This window comes from uncultured Xylophilus sp. (assembly GCA_913776965.1).
Lineage (GTDB): Bacteria > Pseudomonadota > Gammaproteobacteria > Burkholderiales > Burkholderiaceae_C > Xylophilus.
The window spans coordinates 1-23,138 of record CAJYQL010000052.1; the positions used below are offsets into that span (position 1 = coordinate 1).

A 23,138-nucleotide genomic window follows, 5' to 3' on the forward strand; every position below is an offset into this window, starting at 1 on the left:
AGCGCGGCCCAGCTGGTGGGGACAATGCGGGACTGTAGGGGCTCGATGTCGGAACCGCGCCAGAGGCCCTCAATCGCGGCCAGCGCATCATCCGCACTGCGGCCGGGCGCAGTAGGCGAGAGCGGAAAAAGCTGGGCAGACATGGATATGCGTACACCTGTATTTGCATACAGTGTAGAGTATCCCGCCAAGTGGGCAAGCATGATCATCGTCAGTCCTACTCCCGCCCCGACGCGTCGGTATGAACTCAGATCCATGTTGGTGCTGCCTTGTCGCGGTTGAAAGACAACCACAAACTGCCTCATTCCATCAATTTCAGATGCTTGTAGACCATGCCGAAATTCCGGCGCTTGCGGCGGTAACCTTTGTCCTCCATGACCTGCGGAAAGGCCTGATTGCTCAAAGGTTCACGTTTGCTTTTGCGCGCATGCTTCGCGTAGGCGTCGTACGCCATGCTTGCGGTGATCTCTGATTCGTCATCCTCGCGACAGCAGTCATCGATCCAGGCCTGAACAGAGTCTGATCGACGCTTGGCCTCGCGCAAGCACTCGCGCACCGCGTTGCACAAATCCAGCTTTCCGTCGCTGCGGCGGTACATTGCGACGCCCTGCATCAGCCAGTTGAAGATGCCCGGTAGTTCAGCATCGAGATCCTTTTCAAGGTTCACATCGCTGGTTTTGGCCGTCCAACGCGCCTTGCACGGGATCGGCACGATGCGACGCCACATAGCCTTGTCACCCGCGGCGATCTCCGGCAAGTGATTTGTCGAGATCCAGAGCTTGCCTGGCGGCGTGAAGGTCACCATCTCGCCATAGTTGGCCCGGGCTGAGATCGTGTCGCCACCGCTGGCCTGCTTCACGAAAGCTTCGTCGAGCCGGCCCTGCGCCAGCTCGGAGCATGCGATGAACAGCGCGTGCTGCAACACCATGAGGGCCGGACTGGGTCCGTTAGGGTTGCCGCTGTACGCCTTGGACAGCACGTTGGGCGAAAGCGATGTTGCATAGGGCCCCAGCACCTTGGCGATCATCCGCATGAATACGCCTTTGCCGTTGCCACCCTCCCCGATCATCAGGAAGAAGCGCTGCAGGTCAGGGTCACGGCACAGAGTTGCACCCATCGCCTGCTGGATGAATTCATGCAGCGCCTGATCTCTGCAGCAGAGCTCGTCCATGAACTGGTCCCAGCGGGATGCGCGGGCTTGCGGGTCGAACTCAACAGGGCAGTGCAGCGTCAACATGTCCTGCGGCATCGCCGGACGGAAGGTGCCCGTGCGGGTATCAATGACACCGTTCGCTACACCGATGAGATGGCGGAAGGTGTCCATTTGCTTCGAGTCAATCATCATCGTCGGTAGCGTCTGTGCATGCGCAACGATCGACTTTGCACCGGCCGCCTTCGCGTAGCCATCGAGCGTCTTGGACGGGCTGCGGGTCTGGTGGTCTTTGACCAATTCGAGCGCAAACTGCACTGGCACCCCCTTGGTAGGGATCCATGCCGGCGACCGAAAAGCGAACCAGGCCTCCCGATCGGGATCGAAGCGCAGTCGATCTCCGTATGCTGCACAGAAGTCGTCGGCGAGTGAAGCTTCGGTGTGGACAACCGCCTTGCCGTCGCCGCCGTATTGCCGCGCCAAGTAGAACAAGCTGGCGATACCGACGCCGCCGCTCTGCGTGAAGCCGTCCCACGTCTTACGCTGCTCTTCAACGTCAAACTTTTCGGGCGCCGACTGAGACCAGCGGTCCCAGATGGCACGGCCCTGCGCCGTCGGGTCTACGCTGTGGAGTGCTTGGCCCACCTTGAGCCAGTCTTTGCGATCGTCGGCGGGGATGCATTCGAGTGCCGCGAGGACCCGCTGATCGACGCCAACCTTCGGCAGGCGGGATTGATCCAGACCAAGACATCCAACTGCGCCGCAAACACCAGCAGGACTAGTACCGGCTTCAAAGTCCAACTGGAGCGACCGTACCAAGATCTCCGACGTCAGCGGCTGGTCACGCGGCTCGTCGCGCAACAGCCGAGTCTGGAAAGGCACCTTGCGCTTGAAATTCCAGGTGCCAGGCAGCCGCATCATCCGAGGCAGGTCGGATACGCTGGCGTCGGTGCCGAACTTGCCCGCGAGTGCTTTCTGCAGGATCGTGAAGTGCTCGACCGGGATATCCACCAGCCAGTAGGCGTGCAGTTTTTGGTTGGAGGTGTGCACGATGAAGTCGGGCGGCACCGCAAGATCCACGAGCTGACGAGGGGTCAGGTCACCCTCGTCCTTGTCGATGAACACGGCATTCACGCGATCGACATCGTCACGTCGCCGGCTAGCACCCGTGGTGTTGTTGATAGAAATTGCCACCTCTAGGTCTCGCGCCTGGGCACCCTCGACGAATGCCCAGGCCTTCTTGCCCCACGCGCCGTAGAAGGTTTGCGGCAATGCGTCGGTGTTGCGCTTGCTGAAGGCCAAGAGGTGGAACAGGCGATCGCCATGAAGGCGACGCACGAAGCCTTTGATGGAAGGACGGGCGGCCTGCAGAGCTTCAAGTTGCTCGTCAGTCATGGCCGGCTCCGTTCGTTTGCTCGGCGGCGCGCTGCGCTGCCCGGCGGTGCATGCGTTCGTCGCGCTGCAGACGCTGCGCCTCGATGAAGGCCAGCACATCCGACTCCAGCCAGGCGCGGGTGCGGGGACCGGTGACGATTGCCGCAGGGAAAACTCCGTCTCGGATGCGGTTGTAAAGCGTGCGGCGCGACCAGCCGGCCAGCTCAGCTACTACCGCGCTGGAGAGCATGCGCGGATACGCGAGTCGGGACGCCACGGCCTGGATGTGGCGGTTATCGGCGTTGTGCTCCTTCGTGTTGCAGGTAGCGTGCAACCGTGCTGCGGGCTCGGCGTCGGTGTCGTCTTGGTTCATGGAAACCTCTTGTTAGATGGTCCAGCCGAACATCAGCTGGTCGCGTCATCGTCGGCAAAAGGTCCCAAATAAAAAAGCGGACCCGCTAAGGGTCCGCTTTACAGGTAGCAAGAACTTAGTTATGCGCTCTGATGAACGATGCTAGCTGAGTCAGCTTCCACGATCATGTCGATCCCTTTCAGCTGCGTCACGATGGCATCGACGCCCAGAAAATTGGGAACGTTCTGGCAAACCATTTTGATGTACTTCGCCTTCTTTGTAACCGACGCACCAGCCAGCTCTTCGGGGAGCATCTTCGCCAGCAGCCCCGCCAGCAAGATTCCCTGGTTATTACGCAGTTTTGTGAGGACGGAGGCCCTGTGACCGCGTTTGCCATTATCGTCATCGTGATTATCATCATCAGCGGCGACCAATGAGGGCGCGGACTTTACAGAGTCACGGTACGCCAAACCAACAGCATCGACTTCGAAACGTTGCTTCACCAAAAGATCGATTGCATGCTTGCCGTCGACCTTGGTGTTGCCATCGACTCTACTGAATTTCGACTGAACAGCAACGGCTAATGAACCCCGACCCGACGACGATGCCAGGGAAATCAGGAACCGCCTGCGATCCGCGTATTCCTTGGACAACGAGTCGTCATCCCTGACTTCCTTTCGAACACACGGTGTAGCAGCAAAACCCATGCTCAAAAGAACAAGCTGCCAAACTGCGATCACCCTCACACCCGTCCACGGCCTCAACTTTGCGAAAACCTCGTTCGGAACCTTCGCACCGTACATTGCCATCACACCGTCATTAGAAACATTACTCATAAAAATCTCCAAGTTAGCCACTCAGCAGGAATTTGCCGAGAATCTTGAAGAAAACATGAGCTGAAGGATGTAAGAACATTGCGACCTTTTTGAATAAACCAACAAACAGTCAGTACTTATACACCAACTAAGCACCTAGATGGGAATTTCAAGTTGTACATAGAAAATTTAATTTTGACTGAAGGCCTGAACTTTTCCGTGTTGTTGCCCGCGCGCCCCCCCCCCGAGGATGAGTGGTGGGCGTGTAGGCTTTTTTTGTATTTTTGCTCTACAAAACATGGGGGGCTTAGAGCGGCGTAGACAGGTTGCAGCCAGCCCTACACCTGCTGCACACAAGCTTGTAGCGACTCCCGCTGTGCAAACGGAGATGGTTCCTGTAGCGTTGAACATTAGCGCTTCAACTTGACGATGTGGATCCCCTAGCCTGTGGGTGAAGTTCGGGGCGCCCTCGCCTGCTAAGTTGCAACAACGCCTGGGGCAGCATCGTCATCAAGACCATCCATGCTTGCATCGTCAGGCACGTCAATCGGCCCATAGCTTGCCCGAGCTACTTTAGCCATAGCCCGCATGGTGCCGATCTCGCCGTCGAACGTCCGCTCCATCCGTTGAACATGTTCAACCAGCCACGCGATCATTGATGGCCAGCTTTCACGGTTGTATCCGTCGAACGGTGCCTTGAATTCGACAAGTGATACCTTCTTTTCTTCCAGGCGGCGCCATGTAAGAGCTTGGCCGTAAGTCGCTTCGATTCGAGCGCGATTGGCAAACAAGTGATCAAAGAGCGCTTTGTTGATGTCTTTGGATCGCGTGTTGACCGCAAACTCGACACGTGCTTGGTCATGGTTGAAGATCATTGAGTAGTAAATACCACTCATGCCCGATCCCGCATTGAGCCAGTGATCGCGACCGGGGCTGACATTGCCGTAGAGTTCGACGTTCGCTATACGAAGCGCGTCAAGCGTCGCATGCCAAAAGTCAGCACGAAGCTGATGGCGAGCAGCTTGGCCTCGTGCAGATTCCTCTTCTTCCTCTTCCTTTTCGGAAATGCCGATCATGAGTTGCTCGGCCTCCGGCAAAGGAATCACCTGTTCGACTGACAAGAACAACTGGCCGCCGTCTGCGAAGGGCGTGACCCTGAAGCACTTGACGAACACCCGGTGCTTGAGCAGCCACAAGACGGTAGAAGTGACTTCCTTGCGGAACTGCGCGGCCACCATGATGAGGCGCTGGTCATGCCCCGTGTTGATGACAGCCTCATCGAAGTCTTCTAGCCCGAGGAAATCGCAGATCAGCGATTGCGCGTTCTGCCCCAACTGCTGCTTGTCCAAGTGCATCTGGAAGATCGCCGCAACTTGAGACTTGGACAGCGTCGAGCAGTACGACGCATACTTGAGCGCCTGCCACACTACATCTTTGCCTGAATCGTCGAGCTTGTTTTCGATGATGACTAGGCTGCCTTGCTTGTCGAGCGCGAGGAGATCCAGTCGCTCCTTGGTGTCATCAAAGCCGTCGAACTCCTTCTGAATGATCAGTAGTTCCTCGCCCAGTGCGTCGGGCTGATGGGCTAACCACTCCTGCAGGTGATGCCGTTCGGTGAGGCCGAGCGCCGAGAACGACATGCGTTTTAGTTTGGCAATGCGGTTGGAGACGCTGTCGATACGGTACATAGACGGGCGTGATGGAAGTGGATGTCAATCGGTAGGCAGAGCACCTGCCCGCATGGAGCGCACGGCGACTAGTGTCAGCAGTTGACGGTCATCTGGGCGGCAGTGCCCCTGCTCCCAAGCATTGATCTTTTGTGCCGACACGCCAGCGAGGCGGCCGTACCGCGCGGCGGACACGCCAAGCTTCGCGCGGTGGGCCGCCAGACGTGACGGGCTAAATCGCCGGCGTACCGATCCGTCATCCGCAACACCAGCAGCATCAACATCATGGGATCGGCCGCTATGGCGCGGGTGGCCGACTGCTGCGTTCCACTTCTCCAGCTGCCTGATCACCTTGGTCAGGTTGTTGACCTCAACCCTTAGGTCTGTCACCGCCTTGCACTGTTGCGCGAGCGCTTTGCGCAACGTCTCAGCTTCGGCTCGAACCTCTTTGCGGGCGAGACATTGGATCTCATCTTTGAGGATGGCAGCAATGTTGGGCATGGGCGCATTCTGCGACAGGCGATGCCGATGCAGAGCAGCTCACACTGCTGGTGACTGCGCAGAAGAGTGGCAATGCACCCACGTGCCCGGACCAGCATACTGACCTTTGATCCATAGCAACTACCACATCCACGAATTCTTAGCTACCGACCCCGAGGTGGGTCCGTTGGTGCTCTTTTGCCTAGCGGGCAAACATTGGCTCATCTGGACCGGTTCTGTCGAACCGCCGGATTCATTAGCCTAACCTCCACGCAAAGGACTCCACATGCCTACCAAGCTCGAAGAAATTCTCCCCTACCACTACCGCATCGTCAAAGCGCTTCCGTTCACCACCGAAATCGGCACCACCCTCGAAATGCAGTTCGGAACGAGGCCACTCGAGCTCAGATTTCGTAAGCCCAAAGAAGGCGCGGATACGATCACGTGCGCCAACCGCTCGAACGGCTTCATCGTCCGCGTCGAGCGAGGAGCGATGTGTACTTGGGCGGGCCCGTACCCGTTCAAATTGACTGACCACGGCTTCTACGAGTTCGTCCTCCACGCGGAACCGAGATCGAGTCGGACAGTGTGTGGAACTATCCATATCGTCTGTCGGCCGCTGAACGACGATGAAAGAATCTGCTTGCATCCGGTGATCTTCGACGCTTATGTGATGGGAGGCTCCGGGGAAATGGCGAGCGACGAGTTGTTCACCCTCGAACATTATTACGACACGGTCACAAACGAAGACGATCCCACGGAGTGGACGGGATCCGAGTTCGGCTGAACAATAAGTTGGTGACATAGACAGCATCACAATCCGAGCGGCCCTGGATCTTTGAACGTTCAGGGCCGTTATTCATCTGGCTTCGTTATCGGTCGCAGGCCGGGACCTTGGTGGATAGACCTTAGCAGCCGGCCCAGAGCATTACCGAACAAAGCAGATGACGCGGACGACTTCGACCGTTGGACTTGGCTTCGCACTCTACCGGGCTAGTGACTTTCGCTGTCGACTGAAGCAGGCGAACATTGGTGGTGTTCCGATCGTGTACGGCGGAACCTGCGCGTCCAGACCTGAACCTTACATCGACTTTTGATGTGACTGGTGCAAAGGCTACCCTCGACGCAATGCCCGCCGCAGGAACCGCTGTTGTGCGCGAGTTGAGGGCAAAACGGCTCGGCATCGATCACCTGATAGTCGATGAATACCAAGACTGCACGCCCGCTCAACATCGGCTGATCGCTGCGTTGGCCCGCAAGGCGCGGACGACGATGGTGGTGGGCGACCCGATGCAAGCTATCTATGGGTTCGGCGGCAGTCGCTATCGCTCGCTCCGCAAGGTGCTGCGCAAAGCAGGCGTCGAGGGCGAGGTGCAGGTCCGCCGTCTTGACCGGTCGCGTCGCCTGACACCGCAGATCGCTGTCCTGGCCTCGGCCATCAGCCGGCCGTTGGGTGCAGAGACAATCAAGTCGGCTAAGCATGAAGTCGATGGTCGGGTGCCCAAGCTGCTGATGGCCCCGGACATGAACACCTTAGGACGCGACATAGCTGGGCGCATTCAGCGTCTGCTGTCCAAAGGCATCAAACCTCGCCAGATCGCGCTACTTGGCCGGGTGAAGGCCCTGCTTCACCCCGTGGCGCAGCACCTTCGTGCCCTCGGCATTCCGACCATCCTGGCGGACACCGACAAACACCTGGGCGATGTGTTGAACGTGCTGTGGCTAGCTGACCGTGTAGAGCAGATGCACGACTTGGGAGCAGGGCTCTTCGGGGTCGGTGCAAAGAAGCGCAACCGAAGGCGAATACAGTTGTCTCCGGATTTCGAGCGTGACTTACGCGATGAGTTGAGTACCGGTCAGGATGTCTACCTTAGCCTGACTGGTGATGACGCAGTTACCGAAACCGTGGATGTCAATAACTGCGACGAGTCGAAGGTCAATGCCCGGTGGACAAAGTTCGTCGCTGAGTTGGCAAAGATGCGACGTGGAAGTGATCTCGAAGGCCGGTATCGCATGTGCGCCCTCGCCTTTTTGCGGCTGCATGGCGGGGTACGTGCCAACAAGGGCATGCGCGACCAGCTGAATGCCTGGACGCCCCGATGCCGAGACTTCGCAGACGCTGCAGCCATGGCCCAGCAGCTGCGAGCTGTTCAAGGTCGGAAGGCCATTCATTGCTCGTCCATCCACGGCGCCAAGGGCATGGAATGGGACTATGTATTCGTATTGGGTATGACCGAGGGCGTGTTGCCTGACCGTCGCGCGAAGACGAAGGAGCAGCGGGATGAAGAGCGGCGCATTTTGTACGTTGCCGTCACGCGGGCCGCGCGTAGGCTGTGGTTGGCGCATGCCCCGGTAAAAGTGGCAAAAGTCCAGCGCGAGTACCGCCAGTTGAGCGCCCTTGTAGCTGGTCTATCGCCTATAGTCCTGAAAAAGACCAAGGTGCGTTGACGGGCTTGACAACGGGTTTGCTAGATGCAAACGCAAGATAACTTGGCAAATTTAATCTCGGGGCACTGGTGTGCTTTAGTAGTCCGCCCTGAACAATTCCGCTCTCAGTCGCTGGCCGGTCGGTGATTGCTTGGAGCGGCGAGCAGTGCCGCGATGACTGCCTGCATCGACAGTCCGAATCGGGCGCATAGAAGCCGCAGCGCGGCCAGGATCAGGCGCAGGTTGTGCCCGGCGCCGCACATCACCGCGTGCAGCGCATCGCCCAGCGCGCCCTTGAGCGGATTGCGACCCAGCCGCCCGTCCATCTTCATGTGTCCTATGGCCGGCTCGATGGCACTGCGCCGGCGGATCATGGCCTTGAGCGTCCTGGTGATACCGCGGCGCTGTCCCGAGCGCAGGATGCGCACGCCTTCGATCTCCACGCCCCGATAGCCCTTGTCCACGACCGCAGTTGCCGGTGGCCTGTCCATGCCGGTGAGGATGCCCACCTGCTCCAGCGTCTCGACCAGCGTATGCCCGTCGTAGGGGTTGCCCGGCATGGAGCGCATGCCCACCACCAGGCCTTCCTTCAACGTGGTGGCGATGCTGACCTTCACACCGAACTCGCAGGGTGTCCTGGCTTTGCCTTTGCTGATGCACTCCACCTCGGGCGCGTGCAGGGCGTACAGCTTGTTCTTGTCCTTCTTCGGGTCAGGATGCGGCCGGTGCGCTGCAGCAAGTCCTGGACCTTGGCCTGGGCCGCCTCGGGTAGTACGTGGAGTTGGCGCTGCACCTCGCGATGCACCCGCCCGACGCGGGTGCGCAGCGTGCGCACCGCCTTGCGCATGCGCTTGAACTGCTTGGCGTGCGCGTAGCGCCCGATCTGTGCGGCCAGCCGCGGAGCCACCCGGTTGTAGTTCTGGCGCAGCCGCAGTCCGTTGTCCTCGGCCGCCTTGACCAGGTGCTGGCGGCTCCTGTCCAGCAGCCGGCTGTCGGTCGGATGGGCGATGGCCTTGGGCATGACGGTGGTGTCCACGATCACCTGCTGCGTGCTGGCCTTGTGGATCACGCCGCCACGCCGGGCGGCATCGATGCTGGCTGCCAGCAGTGTCTCCACGCCCTCTTCTCCGACGCGCTTTCTCCAGCGCGTCAGGCTGGACGAATCGATGGGTAATTCGGTCTGCAGGTAAGTCTCGCCGCAGAAGAACTGCCAGTACGGGTTCTCCACCCAAGTGTTGACCACGGCCTCGTCGGAGGCATCAAAGGTGTGTTGCAGGTACAGCAGGCCAGCCACTAGACGCGGCGGCAAGGCTGGCCGGCCACGGCCGGAAGTGAACGACACCGCGAACGTGCGCTCGATCTCAGCCCAGTTGATCAATGCGGCCAGCCTGACCAGTGGGTGCTGCATGTTGATCTGCTCGTCCAGCCTGGGGCGGAACAGTTCGGCCGTTTGCGGCTGCGAAAGCTTCGGACCCATCGGCCTCCTCGGAGCGATTTGCAAGAAAACAGGAACTGGCAAAACCATAACCTGCAAATCCTGCGCCAATCAATCTGAAAAACCGCCAACCAGATCAACAGCTTGCAAGTTGTTCAGGGCGGACTACATACCGGCAGCTTTCCGTGCGGCTCGCCGAGATCGACGCACCGGAAAAGGCGCAGCCCTTTGGTCAGCGATCGAGAGCATCGTTGGCGGCCCTGTGCTTCGGCACACCTGATCGTGCGCTCCGACCAAGGCTGGCACTACAAGATGCAGCCCTACCGAGCGATGCTCGCGCGACGCGAAGCCAGGCAAAGCATGAGTCGCAAAGGCAACTGCTTCGACAACGCGGCGATTGAAAGCTTCTTCGGCACCCTCAAGGCCGAGTATTTCCATCTCGAGAAGCCCGACAGCATTGATGCGCTCGAAGCGGGCGTGCATGATTACGTCCACTACTACAACCACGAGCCCATCAAGCTCGGTCTGCAAGGGCTCAGCCCGGTGGAATACCGGCTGATAAGTACCGCTTGAACGGCGGCATCGTTACCGTCCAACTTCTGGGCGTCAGTTCAAAGCCGGGGCGGTTCAAGTCCAGCTTTCGGGGAAGTCGGGTAAACAATGGCGCGCCCAGTTGATCTTCCAGATCACGGATCGCCCGTGAAAGCGAGGCCTGATCAATATGGATCCTTTCGGCTGCACGGCGGAAGTTGAGTTCCTCAGCAACCGCAATGAAATAGCGAATATGTCTAAGTTCGATCATTAAGCCCTGACCCACTCCCTCCCGTAAATCCACTCTTCCGGGCTAGAACACGCGACGCGCAATTGCATTGCAAGCGCCCCGGCTACGCGGGCGTTGCGAAGATCAATCTCTTTTCGAACCTACGAGTAAGCCAATGCTTATCCACCCAAGAGCCTAGCCGGCCAGATCACCAGTTGAGGAAACAGGACCATCAGAAACATCATTGCGAACTCCGCTGCTGCGAAGGGCAGAGCGCCCCGCGTCAGCTCGTCCATCCTCATTCTCCCGACACCTGCGACAACATTTAGTACGACGCCAACAGGCGGAGTGATCAAGCCTATTGAGTTGTTGATGATGAAAAGCACACCGAAGTAGATTGGGTCGATCCCCGCTTTGGTGATGATCGGCATCAGGACCGGTGTGAGGATGAGGATCGTGGGTGTCATGTCCATGGCGGTACCAACCGCAATGACCAAAGCCATGATGAGGAACATCAGGAGCATCGGACTCGAGATGAGCGGCTCGAGTAACTCCACCAACATGGTAGGCAGATCGGCGACGGTGATCAGCCAAGCAGACACCATGGCAGCAGCGACCAGGAACATCACGACGCCACTTGTCTTGGACGCCGAGACGAAGAGGGCGTAGAACTGGGAGGGCCTCAGCTCCCGATAGACAACCGTGGCGACGAACAACGCATAGACAGCAGCCACAACGGCCGCCTCGGTAGGGGTGAAGACGCCGAACCGCAAGCCAACCAAGATGATCAAGGGTAGCAACAGCGCCCATGTTGCCTCCCGCAGGGCCTTGAGTACCTCTGTCGAGGATTTGCGTGCGGGAGGAATCACCTTTTCGCGGCGAACGAGCCACCACCAAGTAGCCCACAGGGACGCGCCAATCAGCAGACCCGGAAAGATGCCCGCCAGAAAGAGCTTGGATATTGAGACATTGGCCGTGACGCCGAAGATGACGAAACCGATGGACGGCGGAATGATCGGTCCGATGACCCCCGATGCGGCAATGAGACCACCTGAACGGCTCCTGTCGTGACCAGCCGCGACCATCATCGGAATGAGCAATGCCGCCAAGGCAGCGGCGTCGGCCACTGCGGATCCTGACAGTGCGGAAAGCAGGCATGCTGACACGATCGCAACGTAGCCCAAGCCGCCACGGATGTGTCCAACGACGGCCATCGCGAGGTTGATGATGCGTCGCGACAACCCGCCCTGGTTCATGGCCTCGCCTGCGAGCATGAAGAAAGGTACCGCCAGCAGAGGGAAGCTGTCTGCGCCGTTGATTACGTTCTGAGCAAGGATCTGGGCATCGAACATGTCGAGATGCCACATGAGCGCGACGCCACACAGGAGGAGCGAGTAGGCGATGGGCACGCCGATCGCCATGCACCCTAGCAGGGCGCCGAGGAAAACTGCAATCGTCATATCAGGAGCCTCGCGTATCGGAGCCGTTGCCCACCTGCGGTAGTCGTTCGTTCGCGTCACGGTGCGCGATCTCTGCATTGATGCGGTCGATGTCGGCTTGCTCTTCCGACTCATGCACCATCACCAGTTCATCCTCTCGCAATTGACCGGTGAGAGCTCTCCAGAGATCGTGGAAGAGGAAGACAATGGCTGAGACGCCATAGATAACGCCGACGAAGTAGAAGATCGCCACCGAAGCGCCGGAGGTCGGCGCTCTTACATCCCAGTTGACCAGTGTCTGCTGCCAGCTTCCACTCAATAGCAGCCAGGTCGCGTACAGCATCAGCCCGTGAGAGACGATGAGGCACACCTTCTTGCCCCACACTGGAAGCCTTCGAATGAGCGCGTCGGTCCCTAGGTGTGCGTGCTCGCGGACTGCGACGATGGCTCCGAGAAAAGTCATCCATACGAAGAGCCAGCGCGATACCTCTTCCGACACGGGAATGCCCGAATTGAAGCCGTATCGCAATACGACATTGGTGAAGACCATCAACACCATCAGCGCAAGAAGGACCGCCATGACAGCCTCCAGACTGCGGCAGTACAAGGAAAATAGTCGGGTCATTCAGTAGCCCCAGATGTTTTAAACGAGGTGTTTCAAAAGGCACTCAACCACCGGGCCGCGTTGCGTAGAGTCGGACAATGGATACGGTCTCGTCGTCTCCATGGCCGCTCTGCACGAACCGCGAGTACTGGGCGGTTGCGGCTTCGACTACGGGGAGATTGAGCGGAATGCTGCGCCGAAGTGACTCAACATGGCCCAAGTCCTTCAGCAATTGCGCGGCGCGCCCTGTGGGTGGTACAAAGTCTTCCGATGCCATCCGCGGCCACGCTCTTTGGAGCGCCTGCGAGTCCGCCATGCCTCCCGCCAGGCTTGTTGGCACAAGAGCGGCATCCAGGCCGAGCTCACGGGTCAGCGCCAGTGCCTCGGCGAGCAACACGAATGTTCCACCCACCAGGGCTTGGTTGATCGCCTTCATGACCTGACCTGATCCGACGTCGCCGACACGCGTTGAGCGTGTTGCCAGGGCTGCGAGGATGGGCTGGACACTTTCCAGGGCGTCAGCGCTACCGCCGGCCATGATGGTCAGTCCGCCTGTTTCGGCGGCGGCTGGTCCACCGGATACCGGCGCATCGATCCATTCGATGCCATGGGCGAGCGCGCGCTTCGCGATGTCCCTGCTCTGCTCAGGCGCCAGTGTCGAGAAGTCCAGCACTAAACGCGGGCGCCGGCTGTGTGCGTGAGCGACACCCTCGGGACCGAATACCACGGCGTCGACCGCGACGTGATCCAGGACGCACAGGCAGATGATGTCGCACTGTTCGGCCACGTCGGCGGGCGATTGGGCACGGCTTCCGCCGGCAGCCGCCAATGCGTCGCATCGATCCGCCTCGCGATTCCAGCCAACCACTGCAAAACCGCGCGTCGCCAAACGCCGCGCCATCGGCAGGCCGAGCAGGCCCAACCCGATGAAGCCCACACGGTTGCCGTGCGCTTCGAACGTCTGCGCGCGGTGCATCACTGCCGGGCAGACGTGGCTGTGACGCGTACCCGGGCGACTTCGTCGCGCAGCTCCTTGGTGATGGTTGCGCCCGAGTCCTGTGCGAGTTTCTCCGCGACCGGCTGCACCTTCTGGCGCAGCCGCTCGACCTCGGCCGATGCCAAGTCGTTGACCTTCAGGCCCGCCGCCTTGATGGTCTCCAGGGCCTTGGCCTCTGCATCGCGGGACACTTTGCGCTGGTAGGGTTTGGCTTCATTCGCTGCTTCCAGCAGGATCTTGCGCTCGTCCTCTGACAGCTTGTCCCAGGTTCTCTTGCTCGCGATGACAAGCAGAGGGTTGTAGGTATGGCGAGTAATGGACAGGAACTTCTGTGCTTCATGCAGCCGCGAACCGACAATGGAGGTGAGCGGGTTCTCCTGACCGTCCACGGCACGGCTCTCCAACGCGCCGTAAAGCTCGGGGAACGACAGCGCAACGGGATTGGCATCCAACGCACGCATCATGTCGACGTAGATCGGAATCTGCTGGACCCGCACCTTCAGCCCACGAAAGTCCTCGATCGTGTTGATCGGCTTGGTGCTCGTGGTGAAGTTGCGAAAGCCATGGTCCCAGTAGCTCAGGCCCACGAGGTTCTTGCTGGGCAAGATGGCCAGGAGCTTGGCGCCGAACGGTCCGTCCAGAACGGCATCCGCTTCCCCGGCGCTTTGAAACAGAAACGGCATGTCGAACATCCCGAACTCCTTGCTGACTCCCGTCAGCGAGCCGGGCACCATCACCGACAGGTCGATCGTCCCGCCCTGCATCGATGAAACGATCTGCATGTCGCTACCCAGCGTGCCGCCAGGGTACAGACGGACGACCAGCTTGCCCGCGCTCTTTGCATTGACCAACTCGGCGAAGCGCTCGGCGCCGACACCATGCGGGTGCTCCTTGACGTTCACGAAGGACATGCGCAGGATCTTCTTGTCCTGCGCGTGGGCATTGACGCCGCCGCCGAGCGTCAGCGCCATACCGAGCAGTCCTGCGCCGATCGCTCCGCCAAGAGAGCGAAGGTGCGGGAACTTCAGAATCGAAGGAATCATTGGTTGTCTCCAGGAGGTGACGCTATAGCGCCGTTTAAGAACTAGCTGCCGCTTTGGTCGAACTTGATGCCCTGGCTTTGCACGATGGACTTCGCGCGATCCAGGGCCTTCTTGATCTCGACCCCGAACTCTTCGGATGTGGTACTGACTGGCTCGGAGCCCGTCTGCACGACACGCGCCTGCACGTCGGGCTGAGACATGACCTTTTTTGTGACTGCGTTGAGCTTCGTCTGGATGTCGCGAGGGAGGTTCGCAGGGGCTACCAGGCCGTACCAGACGCCGTCGTTGATCGCGCCAAGACCCAATTCCGCGTAGGTGGGAACTTCTGGCAAGGTGGCTAGCCGCGTAGGCCAGGCCACGGCCACGGGTCGAGCGCGCTTGCTCTGGATTGCTTGGATCGACCCAGGCATGCTGTCGAAGAACAGTTCCAGCTGCGCCCCCATCAGGTCCGTCAATGCGGGGCCGGAGCCGCGGTAGGGCACGTGGGTCAATTGGGCACCGATGAGTGACGAGAACAGCGCCCCCGTGAGGTGGTGGACGCCGCATGTTCCTCCCGTGGCGTAGCGCACAGCGCCGGGGGCTTTGCGGGCGATGTAAGACTTCAATTCTTCAAAGTTCTGGGCCGGTACGTCCATGTTCATGACCAGCACGTTGGGTGTGCGGGCCAGATTGCCGATGGGCGTGAAGTCCTTGACGGGGTCGTATCCGCCCTTGGGATTGCAGGCGACATTGGCCGCATGGGTTCCGACCGTTGCCAGTCCGAGCGTGTAGCCATCGGCGGGTGACTTCGCGACTGCCAAGGCCCCGATCGCCCCGCCCGCTCCGGCGCGGTTGTCCACGACGACAGGTTGACCGAGTTCCCTGCTGGCGGCATCTGCCCAGATCCGGGCCACGATGTCCGTAGCCCCGCCGGGTGCGAAGCCCACGACGAGGCGGATGGGTTTGGTTGGGTACGTCTGGGCTGAGGCGCAGACCGCCGTGGCCATCAGCAGGCAGGCGGCAGCAATTCGTTGAACACAAGACATCTAGTTTGTCTCCTTGTTTGTGGGCTTTTCTGTGACAAGTGTTCCGCATATCTTTATAAGTGTCAACACTTGAATACAAAGTGCATGCTTTGAAGGAGGGCTGCCCCATGCGGTGCAGATGACCGCCGTTGCATCAGCAGGCCAGCATCATTGGCGGGCGCGCGTGCCGGGCTTGAAGCGGTGGCTGCCGTGGCGCCGAAGCTCTCCCGCGTGGCATGGCTCAAGGCCATGTGGTCCTGCCAAGGCGTGTTCCATAGCGGCGCGCCCACGGCGGTGAGAGTCGTTCAAAGGTGTGGCGGCAACTGCGCGTGAGTGGTGGCCACTGCGCTCGCGAGGGCAAGCGTTCGTCCACTCGCAAGCACGCTCTGCACTGAAGCGCCGGCTGCATGAGAAGGGCGCGACGTTCCGGGAGATTTCAAACATCCCTCGCCTGGACTGGGCCAACACCGGTTCGGGAGGGCGGCATTTCCCCCGGCGCAGATGGCCGCCGACTTGGAGACCAGCGACCCAACCACCTTCACTCAGGCGAACAAGACATCGACCAGCGTTGCGCTGAGTCGTGCCAGGTTGGCGCGAAGCGCCTGAAAATCTCACATGGTCAGCGATTCCTGGTCACTGCGACGTACGTCTCAGTCCTGCCGCCACTGGGGTGCGCGCTTCTCGAAGAAGGCCTCATAGCCTTCGCGCGCGGCCGGCAGTTGGTAAGCGTGGACGAAGCACTCTGCTTCGTATTCCAGATGGGCACGGAACTCGGAACGAAATGTCCGGTCGGCGAGCCGCGCCATCGCTTGGATGGACGAATTCGGCTGCGCCGCAATCTCGCCCGCAAGCGTCCGCACCCGTTCGTCGAGTGCTTCGTCATCGACCACCTCGTCGATCACGCCGAGAGCAAGGGCCGTCGCCGCGTCGAGCGATTGGCCGGTGTAGAGCAGCCGCTTGGCCAGGGACGGGCGGATCTGGCGGGTAAGAAGAACGATTCCTCCGGTGCCCGGCCATGCGCCCCGCTTGACTTCAGGCAGGGCCAGCATGGCGTTGCGGGTAGCGACGCGGTAGCTGCATCCCAGTGCCAGCTCGAGTCCACCGCCCATGCAGGCGCCACGGATGGAGGCGATGATCGGAACGTCGAGTTCGACCAGGGCGAGGATCATCCGGTGCGCGTTATGCACATGCGCACGGGCAACCGCAGGGTCGAATCGCTGCGGATACTCGCTCAGGTCGGCACCGGCGCAAAAGCTTCTCGGGCCGCTGTCTAACACGATGCACCGCACGTTCGGATCATCTTGAACAGACAGGAAGAACGAACCCAGTTCCCTGCGCACGACCTGGTTCAGCACGCCGAGCGGCGGGTTGTCGATGGAAACGTGGCGCACTGCTGCCGTCGAGCCTACCCGCACGGAGAGGGCGCTCCATGATGGAGTCGTGATGTCGTTCACGGGTGGGGAGCGGAGCGGGTCACCGTGTCGAGCATCCGTTGCTTGCCGGTGAGGATGTGGCTCTCGAAGTAGTCGGCCGCTTCCGCGACCTTGCCGTTTCGAAGCGCCTCGACGAGCGCGGAGTGCTCCGCATGCGACAGCTGCATCTGCGCCATGGTGTACACGCCCTTGCGCAGGTACAGGCTCAGTTCGGCCTCGATGGTGTTGTTGAGCTCGATGAGCCGGGGGTTCTTGGTGATGGCCATGAGGTGGTCATGAAAGGCATTGTTGAGCTGGTGGTACGTGCCACCATCGCGGTTGTTCAGGGCAGCCTCCATCTGCTCCAGCAACTCCACTAAACGCCCCTCCTCCTCCGCCTCCAGCCGGGTGGCAGCAAGACGACCCGCAGTGCGGGCAATTCCGGCACGGATGTCGTACAGATCGAGCGCCGCTTCAAGCGACACCTTGCGGACCTCGGCCCCTCGATTGGGAATGATGCGCACAAGGCCGCTGCGCTCAAGGGCGCGCAGAGCCTCCCGGGCCGAATTGCGGCCCACACCCAAATTTGCGGCCAGGGCTTGCTCGTTGACTCGCTCGCCCGGCTGGAGTGTGCCGTTCGCGATCATCTGCCGCACCCTGTCTTGGATCTCGTCCAGCCGTGTCGCGATCACCTCGGCATCTCGAACTGCAGCTTTGCTCATAGCTTTTCCAAGAAGTTTTCATTGAGTCTACAGCACAAAACAAAACCCATCCATTATGCGTACACTTTAAAATCAAGTGTTGACACTTCAAGAGATATTGTTATGATTCGACCGTCTTTATCGCTCGGCGGATCACATCATGGAACTTGAGGACCTCTACGTCTCCCACGGACAGTTCATCGGTGGGGCGTGGCGTCGCGGCGCCGTGGACGCATGCGTCATGCTCAATCCAGCCACTGAGGAGCCGCTGGGCGAGGTGGCTCAAGCGGATGCGGCACAGGTGGCCGAGGCCATTGCCGCCGCCTACGCGGCACGCAGCAGCATGCGCGCCTTGACGGCGTGGAACCGCTCCGCCTTGCTGCGCCGGGCCGCCTCACTGATCGATGAGCGGGCCGAAACACTGGGGCGGCTGGTGGCGCTGGAAACCGGCAAGCCAGTTCGGCAGGCGGTTGGCGAGGCCAAGGCCTCCGCCGAATCCGTGGACTGGTTCGCCGACGAGGCGCGGCGTGTGTTCGGCCTGAGCTACGAAAGCCGTGTAAAGGGAGATCGGTACCTGGTGCACATGGAGCCCCTGGGCGTGGTCGCGGCCTTCGTGCCCTGGAACTTCCCTTTGCTGCTCCTGGCCCGAAAGATGGCGCCGGCCCTTGCGGCCGGCAATGCCCTGGTGATCCGTCCGTCCAGCGAGGCTGCTGGAACGACCATGGCTCTCGTCAAGTGTTTTGAGGATGCGGGCTTTCCCGCGGGGGCCATCAATCTGGTCGTCGGCCGCCCGGCCGAGGTCACCCCGACGATCATGAGCGATCCCCGGGTCGCCAAGGTCAGTTTCACCGGCTCGGTGCCCATCGGCCGGCAGATCGTGCGGCAGTCGGCCACTACGCTCAAGCGCGTCAGCATGGAGTTGGGCGGCCATGCGCCAGTGATCGTGCACGCCGATGCCGACATCGACGCCTTCGCTCGCCTCGCCGCGGCAGGCAAGTTCCGCAACGCTGGCCAGGTGTGCGCGGCGCCGACACGGTTCTACGTCCATGAGTCCGTGGCGGCGCAGGTCGAGGAGAAGCTGGTGGCGGCGACGCGGGCGTTGAACGTCGGCTCGCCGCTGGCCGATACCACGGACCTGGGGCCGCTCACCACCGCGCGCCGCCGCGCCGCCATCGAGGAGATGGTGGAACAGGCTGTTGCGGGCGGGGCACGGGTGATGACGGGAGGGCGGCGACCCGCATCCTCGGAGCGCGGCTACTTCTACGAGCCCACGTGGCTCACGCAGTTGCAGCCGGACGCCTCGGTGCTCAATGACGAGCCCTTCGGGCCGCTGGGCACGCTGGCGCCCTTCTCGACGCTCGACGAAGTGGTAACCGAGGCCAACCGGCTGCCCTTTGCCCTCGCCGCCTACGTCTTCACCCGCTCGCTGGCCAAGGCCCACGCGACCGCCGACCGCCTTGAGGCCGGGGTCATCGGCATCAACACCTTCGTCGCATCCACCGCCGACACCCCCTTCGGCGGGGCCAAGGACAGCGGCTATGGCCGCGAAGGCGGCCCGTACGCCATCCGAGACTACCTTGACACCAAGTTCATCAATGTCGCGATGCCGGCCGATGCCGAATGACGCGGCAAGCGACGGCCCACCATACCCCAGCGCACCAGGAGACACCATGAAAGTCATTCCCAACCACGCCAAGCAACGCCTCTTGAACGGCGAGCTGGCCCTCGGCATGGGCCTGCGCCAGGCCCGCACGGTCGACATCTCGCAGATCGCCAAGAGCTGTGATTTCGACTGGCTGTTCATCGACATGGAGCACAACTCCATGAGCATCGACACGGCAGCGCAGATCTGCCAGGCGGCGCTCGGCGTTGGCATCACCCCCATGATCCGTGTGCCCGCTCATGACGCGTTCCACAGCACCCGTCTGCTCGACACGGGCGCGCAAGGCATCGTGGTGCCTCATGTCAGCACCGCCGAGCAGGCGCGTGCCGTGGTGTCCTTCTGCCGGTTCACGCCGCTGGGTCACCGCTCGATCCCGGGCGTCCTGCCGCAGACCCGTTTCATGTCGCTGCCGGTGCCTGAGACGGTTTCGCTGATCAACAGCGAAACCCTGCTGGTGGCGATGATCGAGACGGTCGAGGGCCGCGACAACGTGGACGAGATCGCCGCCGTGCCGGGCATCGATGCACTGCTGGTCGGATGCACCGACCTGGCAGCGGAACTGGGCGTGCCGGGCCAACTGGGCCACCCCGGCGTCAAAGCTGCGCTTGACACGGTGTTTGCCGCCTGCACGCGCCACGGAAAGGCTTGCGGAGTCGGCGGCGTCTATGACGAGGTCCTGATGGAAGAGTACATCCAAAAGGGCGCGCGGCTGATCCTGAGCGGCTCCGACCTGGCCTTCCTCATGGCCGGCGCGCGCAGCCGATCGAGCCGGCTACGCAGCATCGAACTGGCTGCCCCGGCGCGCACGTTCGCCTGACGGGCACCGCAGAACAAACCAAGCGAGACAACCATGAATTCTGCATACACGCTGGCCATGCTCGATCGGCCAGACCTTCGGCCTTACCTGAGCGACGAGCAGTTCGAGTTCCGCCGCAGCGTCAACCGCGTGCTGGCCAAGCACGCCAGCCCCGACTACATCGGCAAGTGCGATGAGGACAAGCGCTTTCCCCAGGAACTGATCGACGTCGGCGTGCAGCAGGGGTGGTTCGCGCTCACGCTGCCGGAAGCGTACGGCGGGATCGGCGACTACATGGACATGACCGCCTTCCTGGAGGTCGCCGCCTACTACAGCGTGGCCCTGAGTCGATTCTGGAATGCCAACATCAACATGGTCGGCGGGGCGCTGGCGCGCTTCGCCTCCGAGGAGATCAAGTCGCAAGTCCTGCCGGCGCTGGCCCAGGGGGACGGCTGGCTGGCGTTCGCGCTCAGCGAGAACGGTTCTGGCTCGGATGCCGCCTCATTGACTACGCGCGCCACGATCGACGGCGATGACTTCGTGATCGACGGCACCAAGATGTGGATCACCGGTGCCCTGCAGGCCAAGTACATCCTGACTGCAGTGCGCACGGACAAGGACGCCAAGAAGCACGAGGGCATCAGCCTGCTGCTGGCGCCCACCGACGCGCCGGGCCTGGACATCCGGCCGATCGACCTCCTGGGCGGCAGCGCGATCCGGACCTGCGAGGTGAACTACGTGGGCGTTCGGGTGCCCAGGCGCCTGCTGGTGGGCGAACTGCACATGGGGTGGAAGCGGCTAACCGCCGTGCTGGCCAAAGAGCGTGTCGCGCTCTCGGCCATGTGTGCAGGCGCAGCGCAGGCGGCAGTGGATCTGGCGCGCTGGTATGCACTGGACCGAAAACAGTTCGGCCAGCCCGTGTTCGACTTCCAGGCCGTCTCGCACATGATCGTCGACATGCAGACGCAGGTCGATGCGGCAAGGATGATGGCCTATCGTGCCGCGCGACTGCTCGCGGATGGACAGCCCTGCGATGCCGAATCGTCGCAGGCCAAGTACTTCGCATCCGACGTCTATGTGCGTGTTGCCACCGAGGGCCTGCAGATCATGGGTGCCAACGGCTACGCGATGGAATATCCGATGCAGCGGCACTACCGCGAATCGAAGCTCTTCCAGATCTTCGGTGGGACCAACCAGATCCAGCGCAACATCGTTGCGCGCAGCCTCAGGGGATGACGCACATGGCAAAGAGCATTACCGAACAATTGACGTCGTTGGGCCTGAAGGTCGCGGAAGACAAAGCGGATGTCGTGGTGGTGGGCGGCGGCGGCGCGGCGTCGCGCGCCGCGTTGTCCGCCCGGCTGACTGGCGCCGACGTGCTGGTGCTGGCCAAGGCCCCGTTGGGCACGGGTGGCAGCACCGTCCATGGTGCCAGCGAGATCATGAGTATGGGGGCCTCAGGCTACGGCGACACCGCCGACAACCCGCAGGTGCACTATCACGACACGATGGCGGCCGCCAGCGGCTTCATCGACCGCGACCTCGTGCGGGTCCTGGCAGAGGACGCACCCAAGCGGATCGCCGACCTGATCGAACTGGGCGTTGCCTTCGACCGGGCTCCGGCCGAGAGCGTTCCAGGCAGCTACGCGTCGGACTACAAGCTGATCCGCAGCGATTTCGGTAGCTATGCACGGGCGCTGGGCGTGTCCGGAAAGACAGGCAAGGCCTTAGTCAGCGCGCTGAACGAGCAAGCGATCGCCCAAGGCGTGCGAGTGCGAGCGCCGGCGGCTTTGGTCGATTTGCTGCTCGATGCGTCCGGCCGCGCGGCCGGTGTGCTGGCTTACGACGCACAATCGAACGAGTGGATCGTGGTGCAGGCCAAGGCCGTGGTCCTGGGGACGGGTGGTGCCCACGGCATCTTCTCGCAACAGGTCTCCACGGCGGAGATGACCGGTGACGGCCAGGCCGTGATGTACCGCGCAGGCGCCGAGTTGGTGAACATGGAGTTCCACCAGTTCGGCCCGGCCCTGATCCATCCCTACGTCCAGTTGTTCTCGAAGTCGTGCTTCGTGCTTCACCCGAAGATAACGAACTCGTCGGGACATGCCTTCTTGAAGGACTACCTGCCGGCGGGGGTCAGTGAGGAGGAGGTGATGGACGAGAAGGTCTTCCCCTTCACCGTGAGCAATCTCTCACGCTACCTGGACATCGCCATCGCTTCAGAGATCGCCGCTGGCCGTGGCACCGGCCGCGGTGCCGTGAACTTCTCGCTGGCGCACGTGGCCGCCGACCGCCTGCAGGCCACCATCCCTAACACGATGCGATGGATGAAAGCCAATGGCGTGGACCCACAGCGCGACCTCATGGAGGTCGGGATAGCCTTCCAGTGTCTCAATGGAGGCGTGCGCATGGTCGATGCCGATGCGCGCTCGACAATCCCCGGTGTTCATGTGATCGGGGAACTGGCTGGTGGCGTGCGTGGCCCCGACCGGCCCGGCGGCAATTCGCTGGCCGAGGGCCAGGTATTCGGCCACCGTGCCGGCGATGCGGCGGGCCATGAAGCACTCGGCAGCCGGGCGTCAGCCTCCCCCGAAGGCGAAGCGGTCGTGCAGCGTCTGGCGACCGCGCTGGCCGCCAATCGCGACATCGACGTCGAGGGCAGTGCCAAGCACCTGCAGAAGGTCATGCAACGCCACGCGCTGGTCGAGAAGAACGAGGCCGGGCTTTCCGAAGCGCTGGTCCAGGCCCGCGACGTTGAAACGCAGCTGGCACAAGGGGGCGGCGCAGATCCGTCGACTCTACCGCGTGTGCTGACGCTTCAAAACATGGCGACTACCGCCGCGATCATCTTGGAGGCCTGCCTCGCGCGCCGGGAGACTCGCAGCGGCCACCTGCGTACCGATTTTCCTGAGCGCGACGACGCGGCCTTCGGGTTTGCCTTCGTGCAGACCCGGTCCGAGAGCGGCGCGAGCCGGTTCACGCCCCTGGCTTACCCGGCAGCAGAGTAAGTCAAAGAACG

The 23,138-nt window shown here is 61.5% G+C and carries 18 protein-coding genes and 3 pseudogenes; 7 read left to right on the forward strand and 14 right to left on the reverse strand.

Going from position 1 to position 23,138, the window contains the following annotated elements:
* Positions 1-301 precede the first annotated feature (301 nt).
* The 5 genes from QZ500_RS07145 to QZ500_RS07165 all read right to left on the reverse strand — a co-directional run bounded on the left by QZ500_RS07145 (position 302) and on the right by QZ500_RS07165 (position 5,859).
* Positions 302-2,545 (reverse strand): phage/plasmid primase, P4 family, encoded by a 2,244-nt coding sequence (locus QZ500_RS07145; protein WP_295852851.1) that lies wholly within the window; start codon positions 2,543-2,545, stop codon positions 302-304.
* Positions 2,538-2,897: a helix-turn-helix domain-containing protein gene (locus tag QZ500_RS07150; RefSeq protein WP_295852854.1), complete on the reverse strand. Its 360-nt coding sequence runs from the start codon at positions 2,895-2,897 to the stop codon at positions 2,538-2,540. Before QZ500_RS07150 ends, QZ500_RS07145 begins: the two co-directional genes overlap by 8 nt.
* Before the next feature lie 119 nt (positions 2,898-3,016).
* Positions 3,017-3,712 (reverse strand): hypothetical protein, encoded by a 696-nt coding sequence (locus QZ500_RS07155; RefSeq protein ID WP_295852857.1) that lies wholly within the window; start codon positions 3,710-3,712, stop codon positions 3,017-3,019.
* Between the two features lie 455 nt (positions 3,713-4,167).
* Positions 4,168-5,379 carry a DUF4268 domain-containing protein gene (locus QZ500_RS07160; RefSeq protein WP_295852861.1) on the reverse strand — a complete coding sequence of 404 codons (1,212 nt, stop codon included), beginning with the start codon at positions 5,377-5,379 and terminating at the stop codon, positions 4,168-4,170.
* A gap of 24 nt (positions 5,380-5,403) precedes the next feature.
* Positions 5,404-5,859: a helix-turn-helix domain-containing protein gene (locus QZ500_RS07165; protein WP_295852864.1), complete on the reverse strand. Its 456-nt coding sequence runs from the start codon at positions 5,857-5,859 to the stop codon at positions 5,404-5,406.
* A 265-nt stretch (positions 5,860-6,124) separates the two neighbouring features.
* Between QZ500_RS07165 and QZ500_RS07170 the strand changes: the two genes are divergently transcribed.
* Together QZ500_RS07170 and QZ500_RS07175 are read left to right on the forward strand one after the other, a co-directional pair.
* Positions 6,125-6,625: a hypothetical protein gene (locus QZ500_RS07170; RefSeq protein ID WP_295852868.1), complete on the forward strand. Its 501-nt coding sequence runs from the start codon at positions 6,125-6,127 to the stop codon at positions 6,623-6,625.
* 341 nt (positions 6,626-6,966) lie between these two features.
* Positions 6,967-8,286: an ATP-dependent helicase gene (locus QZ500_RS07175; RefSeq protein ID WP_295852871.1), complete on the forward strand. Its 1,320-nt coding sequence runs from the start codon at positions 6,967-6,969 to the stop codon at positions 8,284-8,286.
* A 104-nt stretch (positions 8,287-8,390) separates the two neighbouring features.
* Here the strand turns inward: QZ500_RS07175 and QZ500_RS07180 are convergent.
* Positions 8,391-9,742: pseudogene (locus QZ500_RS07180) on the reverse strand (IS5 family transposase).
* Positions 9,743-9,979: 237 nt separating this feature from the next.
* Here QZ500_RS07180 and QZ500_RS07190 point away from each other — a divergent pair.
* Positions 9,980-10,273: pseudogene (locus QZ500_RS07190) on the forward strand (IS3 family transposase); the annotation flags it as partial.
* A gap of 55 nt (positions 10,274-10,328) precedes the next feature.
* Here the strand turns inward: QZ500_RS07190 and QZ500_RS07195 are convergent.
* From QZ500_RS07195 to QZ500_RS07230, 8 genes and pseudogenes are all read right to left on the reverse strand, one after another.
* Positions 10,329-10,499, reverse strand: a pseudogene (locus QZ500_RS07195) (LysR family transcriptional regulator); the annotation flags it as partial.
* Positions 10,500-10,639: 140 nt separating this feature from the next.
* Entirely contained in the window at positions 10,640-11,920 is a 1,281-nt protein-coding gene (locus QZ500_RS07200; RefSeq protein WP_295852874.1) for a TRAP transporter large permease subunit, read from the reverse strand.
* A 1-nt stretch (position 11,921) separates the two neighbouring features.
* Positions 11,922-12,524 carry a TRAP transporter small permease gene (locus tag QZ500_RS07205; RefSeq protein WP_295852877.1) on the reverse strand — a complete coding sequence of 201 codons (603 nt, stop codon included), beginning with the start codon at positions 12,522-12,524 and terminating at the stop codon, positions 11,922-11,924.
* 43 nt (positions 12,525-12,567) lie between these two features.
* Positions 12,568-13,479: an NAD(P)-dependent oxidoreductase gene (locus tag QZ500_RS07210; protein WP_295852880.1), complete on the reverse strand. Its 912-nt coding sequence runs from the start codon at positions 13,477-13,479 to the stop codon at positions 12,568-12,570.
* Complete coding sequence (locus tag QZ500_RS07215; protein WP_295852883.1) at positions 13,479-14,543, reverse strand: TRAP transporter substrate-binding protein; 1,065 nt, start codon at positions 14,541-14,543, stop codon at positions 13,479-13,481. The genes QZ500_RS07210 and QZ500_RS07215 overlap by 1 nt, the downstream gene beginning before the upstream one ends.
* A gap of 41 nt (positions 14,544-14,584) precedes the next feature.
* Positions 14,585-15,568, reverse strand: a complete 984-nt coding sequence (locus tag QZ500_RS07220; RefSeq protein ID WP_295852885.1) for a tripartite tricarboxylate transporter substrate-binding protein — start codon at positions 15,566-15,568, stop codon at positions 14,585-14,587.
* A gap of 629 nt (positions 15,569-16,197) precedes the next feature.
* Entirely contained in the window at positions 16,198-17,001 is an 804-nt protein-coding gene (locus QZ500_RS07225; protein WP_295852887.1) for an enoyl-CoA hydratase/isomerase family protein, read from the reverse strand.
* Positions 16,998-17,681, reverse strand: a complete 684-nt coding sequence (locus QZ500_RS07230) for a GntR family transcriptional regulator (protein WP_295852929.1) — start codon at positions 17,679-17,681, stop codon at positions 16,998-17,000. The genes QZ500_RS07225 and QZ500_RS07230 overlap by 4 nt, the downstream gene beginning before the upstream one ends.
* A gap of 139 nt (positions 17,682-17,820) precedes the next feature.
* Between QZ500_RS07230 and QZ500_RS07235 the strand changes: the two genes are divergently transcribed.
* Genes QZ500_RS07235 through QZ500_RS07250 form a run of 4 tightly spaced genes read left to right on the forward strand, consistent with a single transcriptional unit; the run spans position 17,821 to position 23,127 of the window.
* The gene (locus QZ500_RS07235) at positions 17,821-19,284 is read left to right on the forward strand and encodes an NAD-dependent succinate-semialdehyde dehydrogenase (RefSeq protein WP_295852933.1); all 1,464 of its coding nucleotides are present in this window, start codon (positions 17,821-17,823) and stop codon (positions 19,282-19,284) included.
* 46 nt (positions 19,285-19,330) lie between these two features.
* Entirely contained in the window at positions 19,331-20,140 is an 810-nt protein-coding gene (locus tag QZ500_RS07240) for an aldolase/citrate lyase family protein (protein WP_295852936.1), read from the forward strand.
* A gap of 33 nt (positions 20,141-20,173) precedes the next feature.
* Positions 20,174-21,355, forward strand: coding sequence for an acyl-CoA dehydrogenase family protein (locus QZ500_RS07245; protein ID WP_295852940.1), 1,182 nt, complete (start codon positions 20,174-20,176; stop codon positions 21,353-21,355).
* Between the two features lie 5 nt (positions 21,356-21,360).
* Positions 21,361-23,127, forward strand: coding sequence for an FAD-binding protein (locus tag QZ500_RS07250; RefSeq protein WP_295852942.1), 1,767 nt, complete (start codon positions 21,361-21,363; stop codon positions 23,125-23,127).
* Positions 23,128-23,138 lie beyond the last annotated feature (11 nt).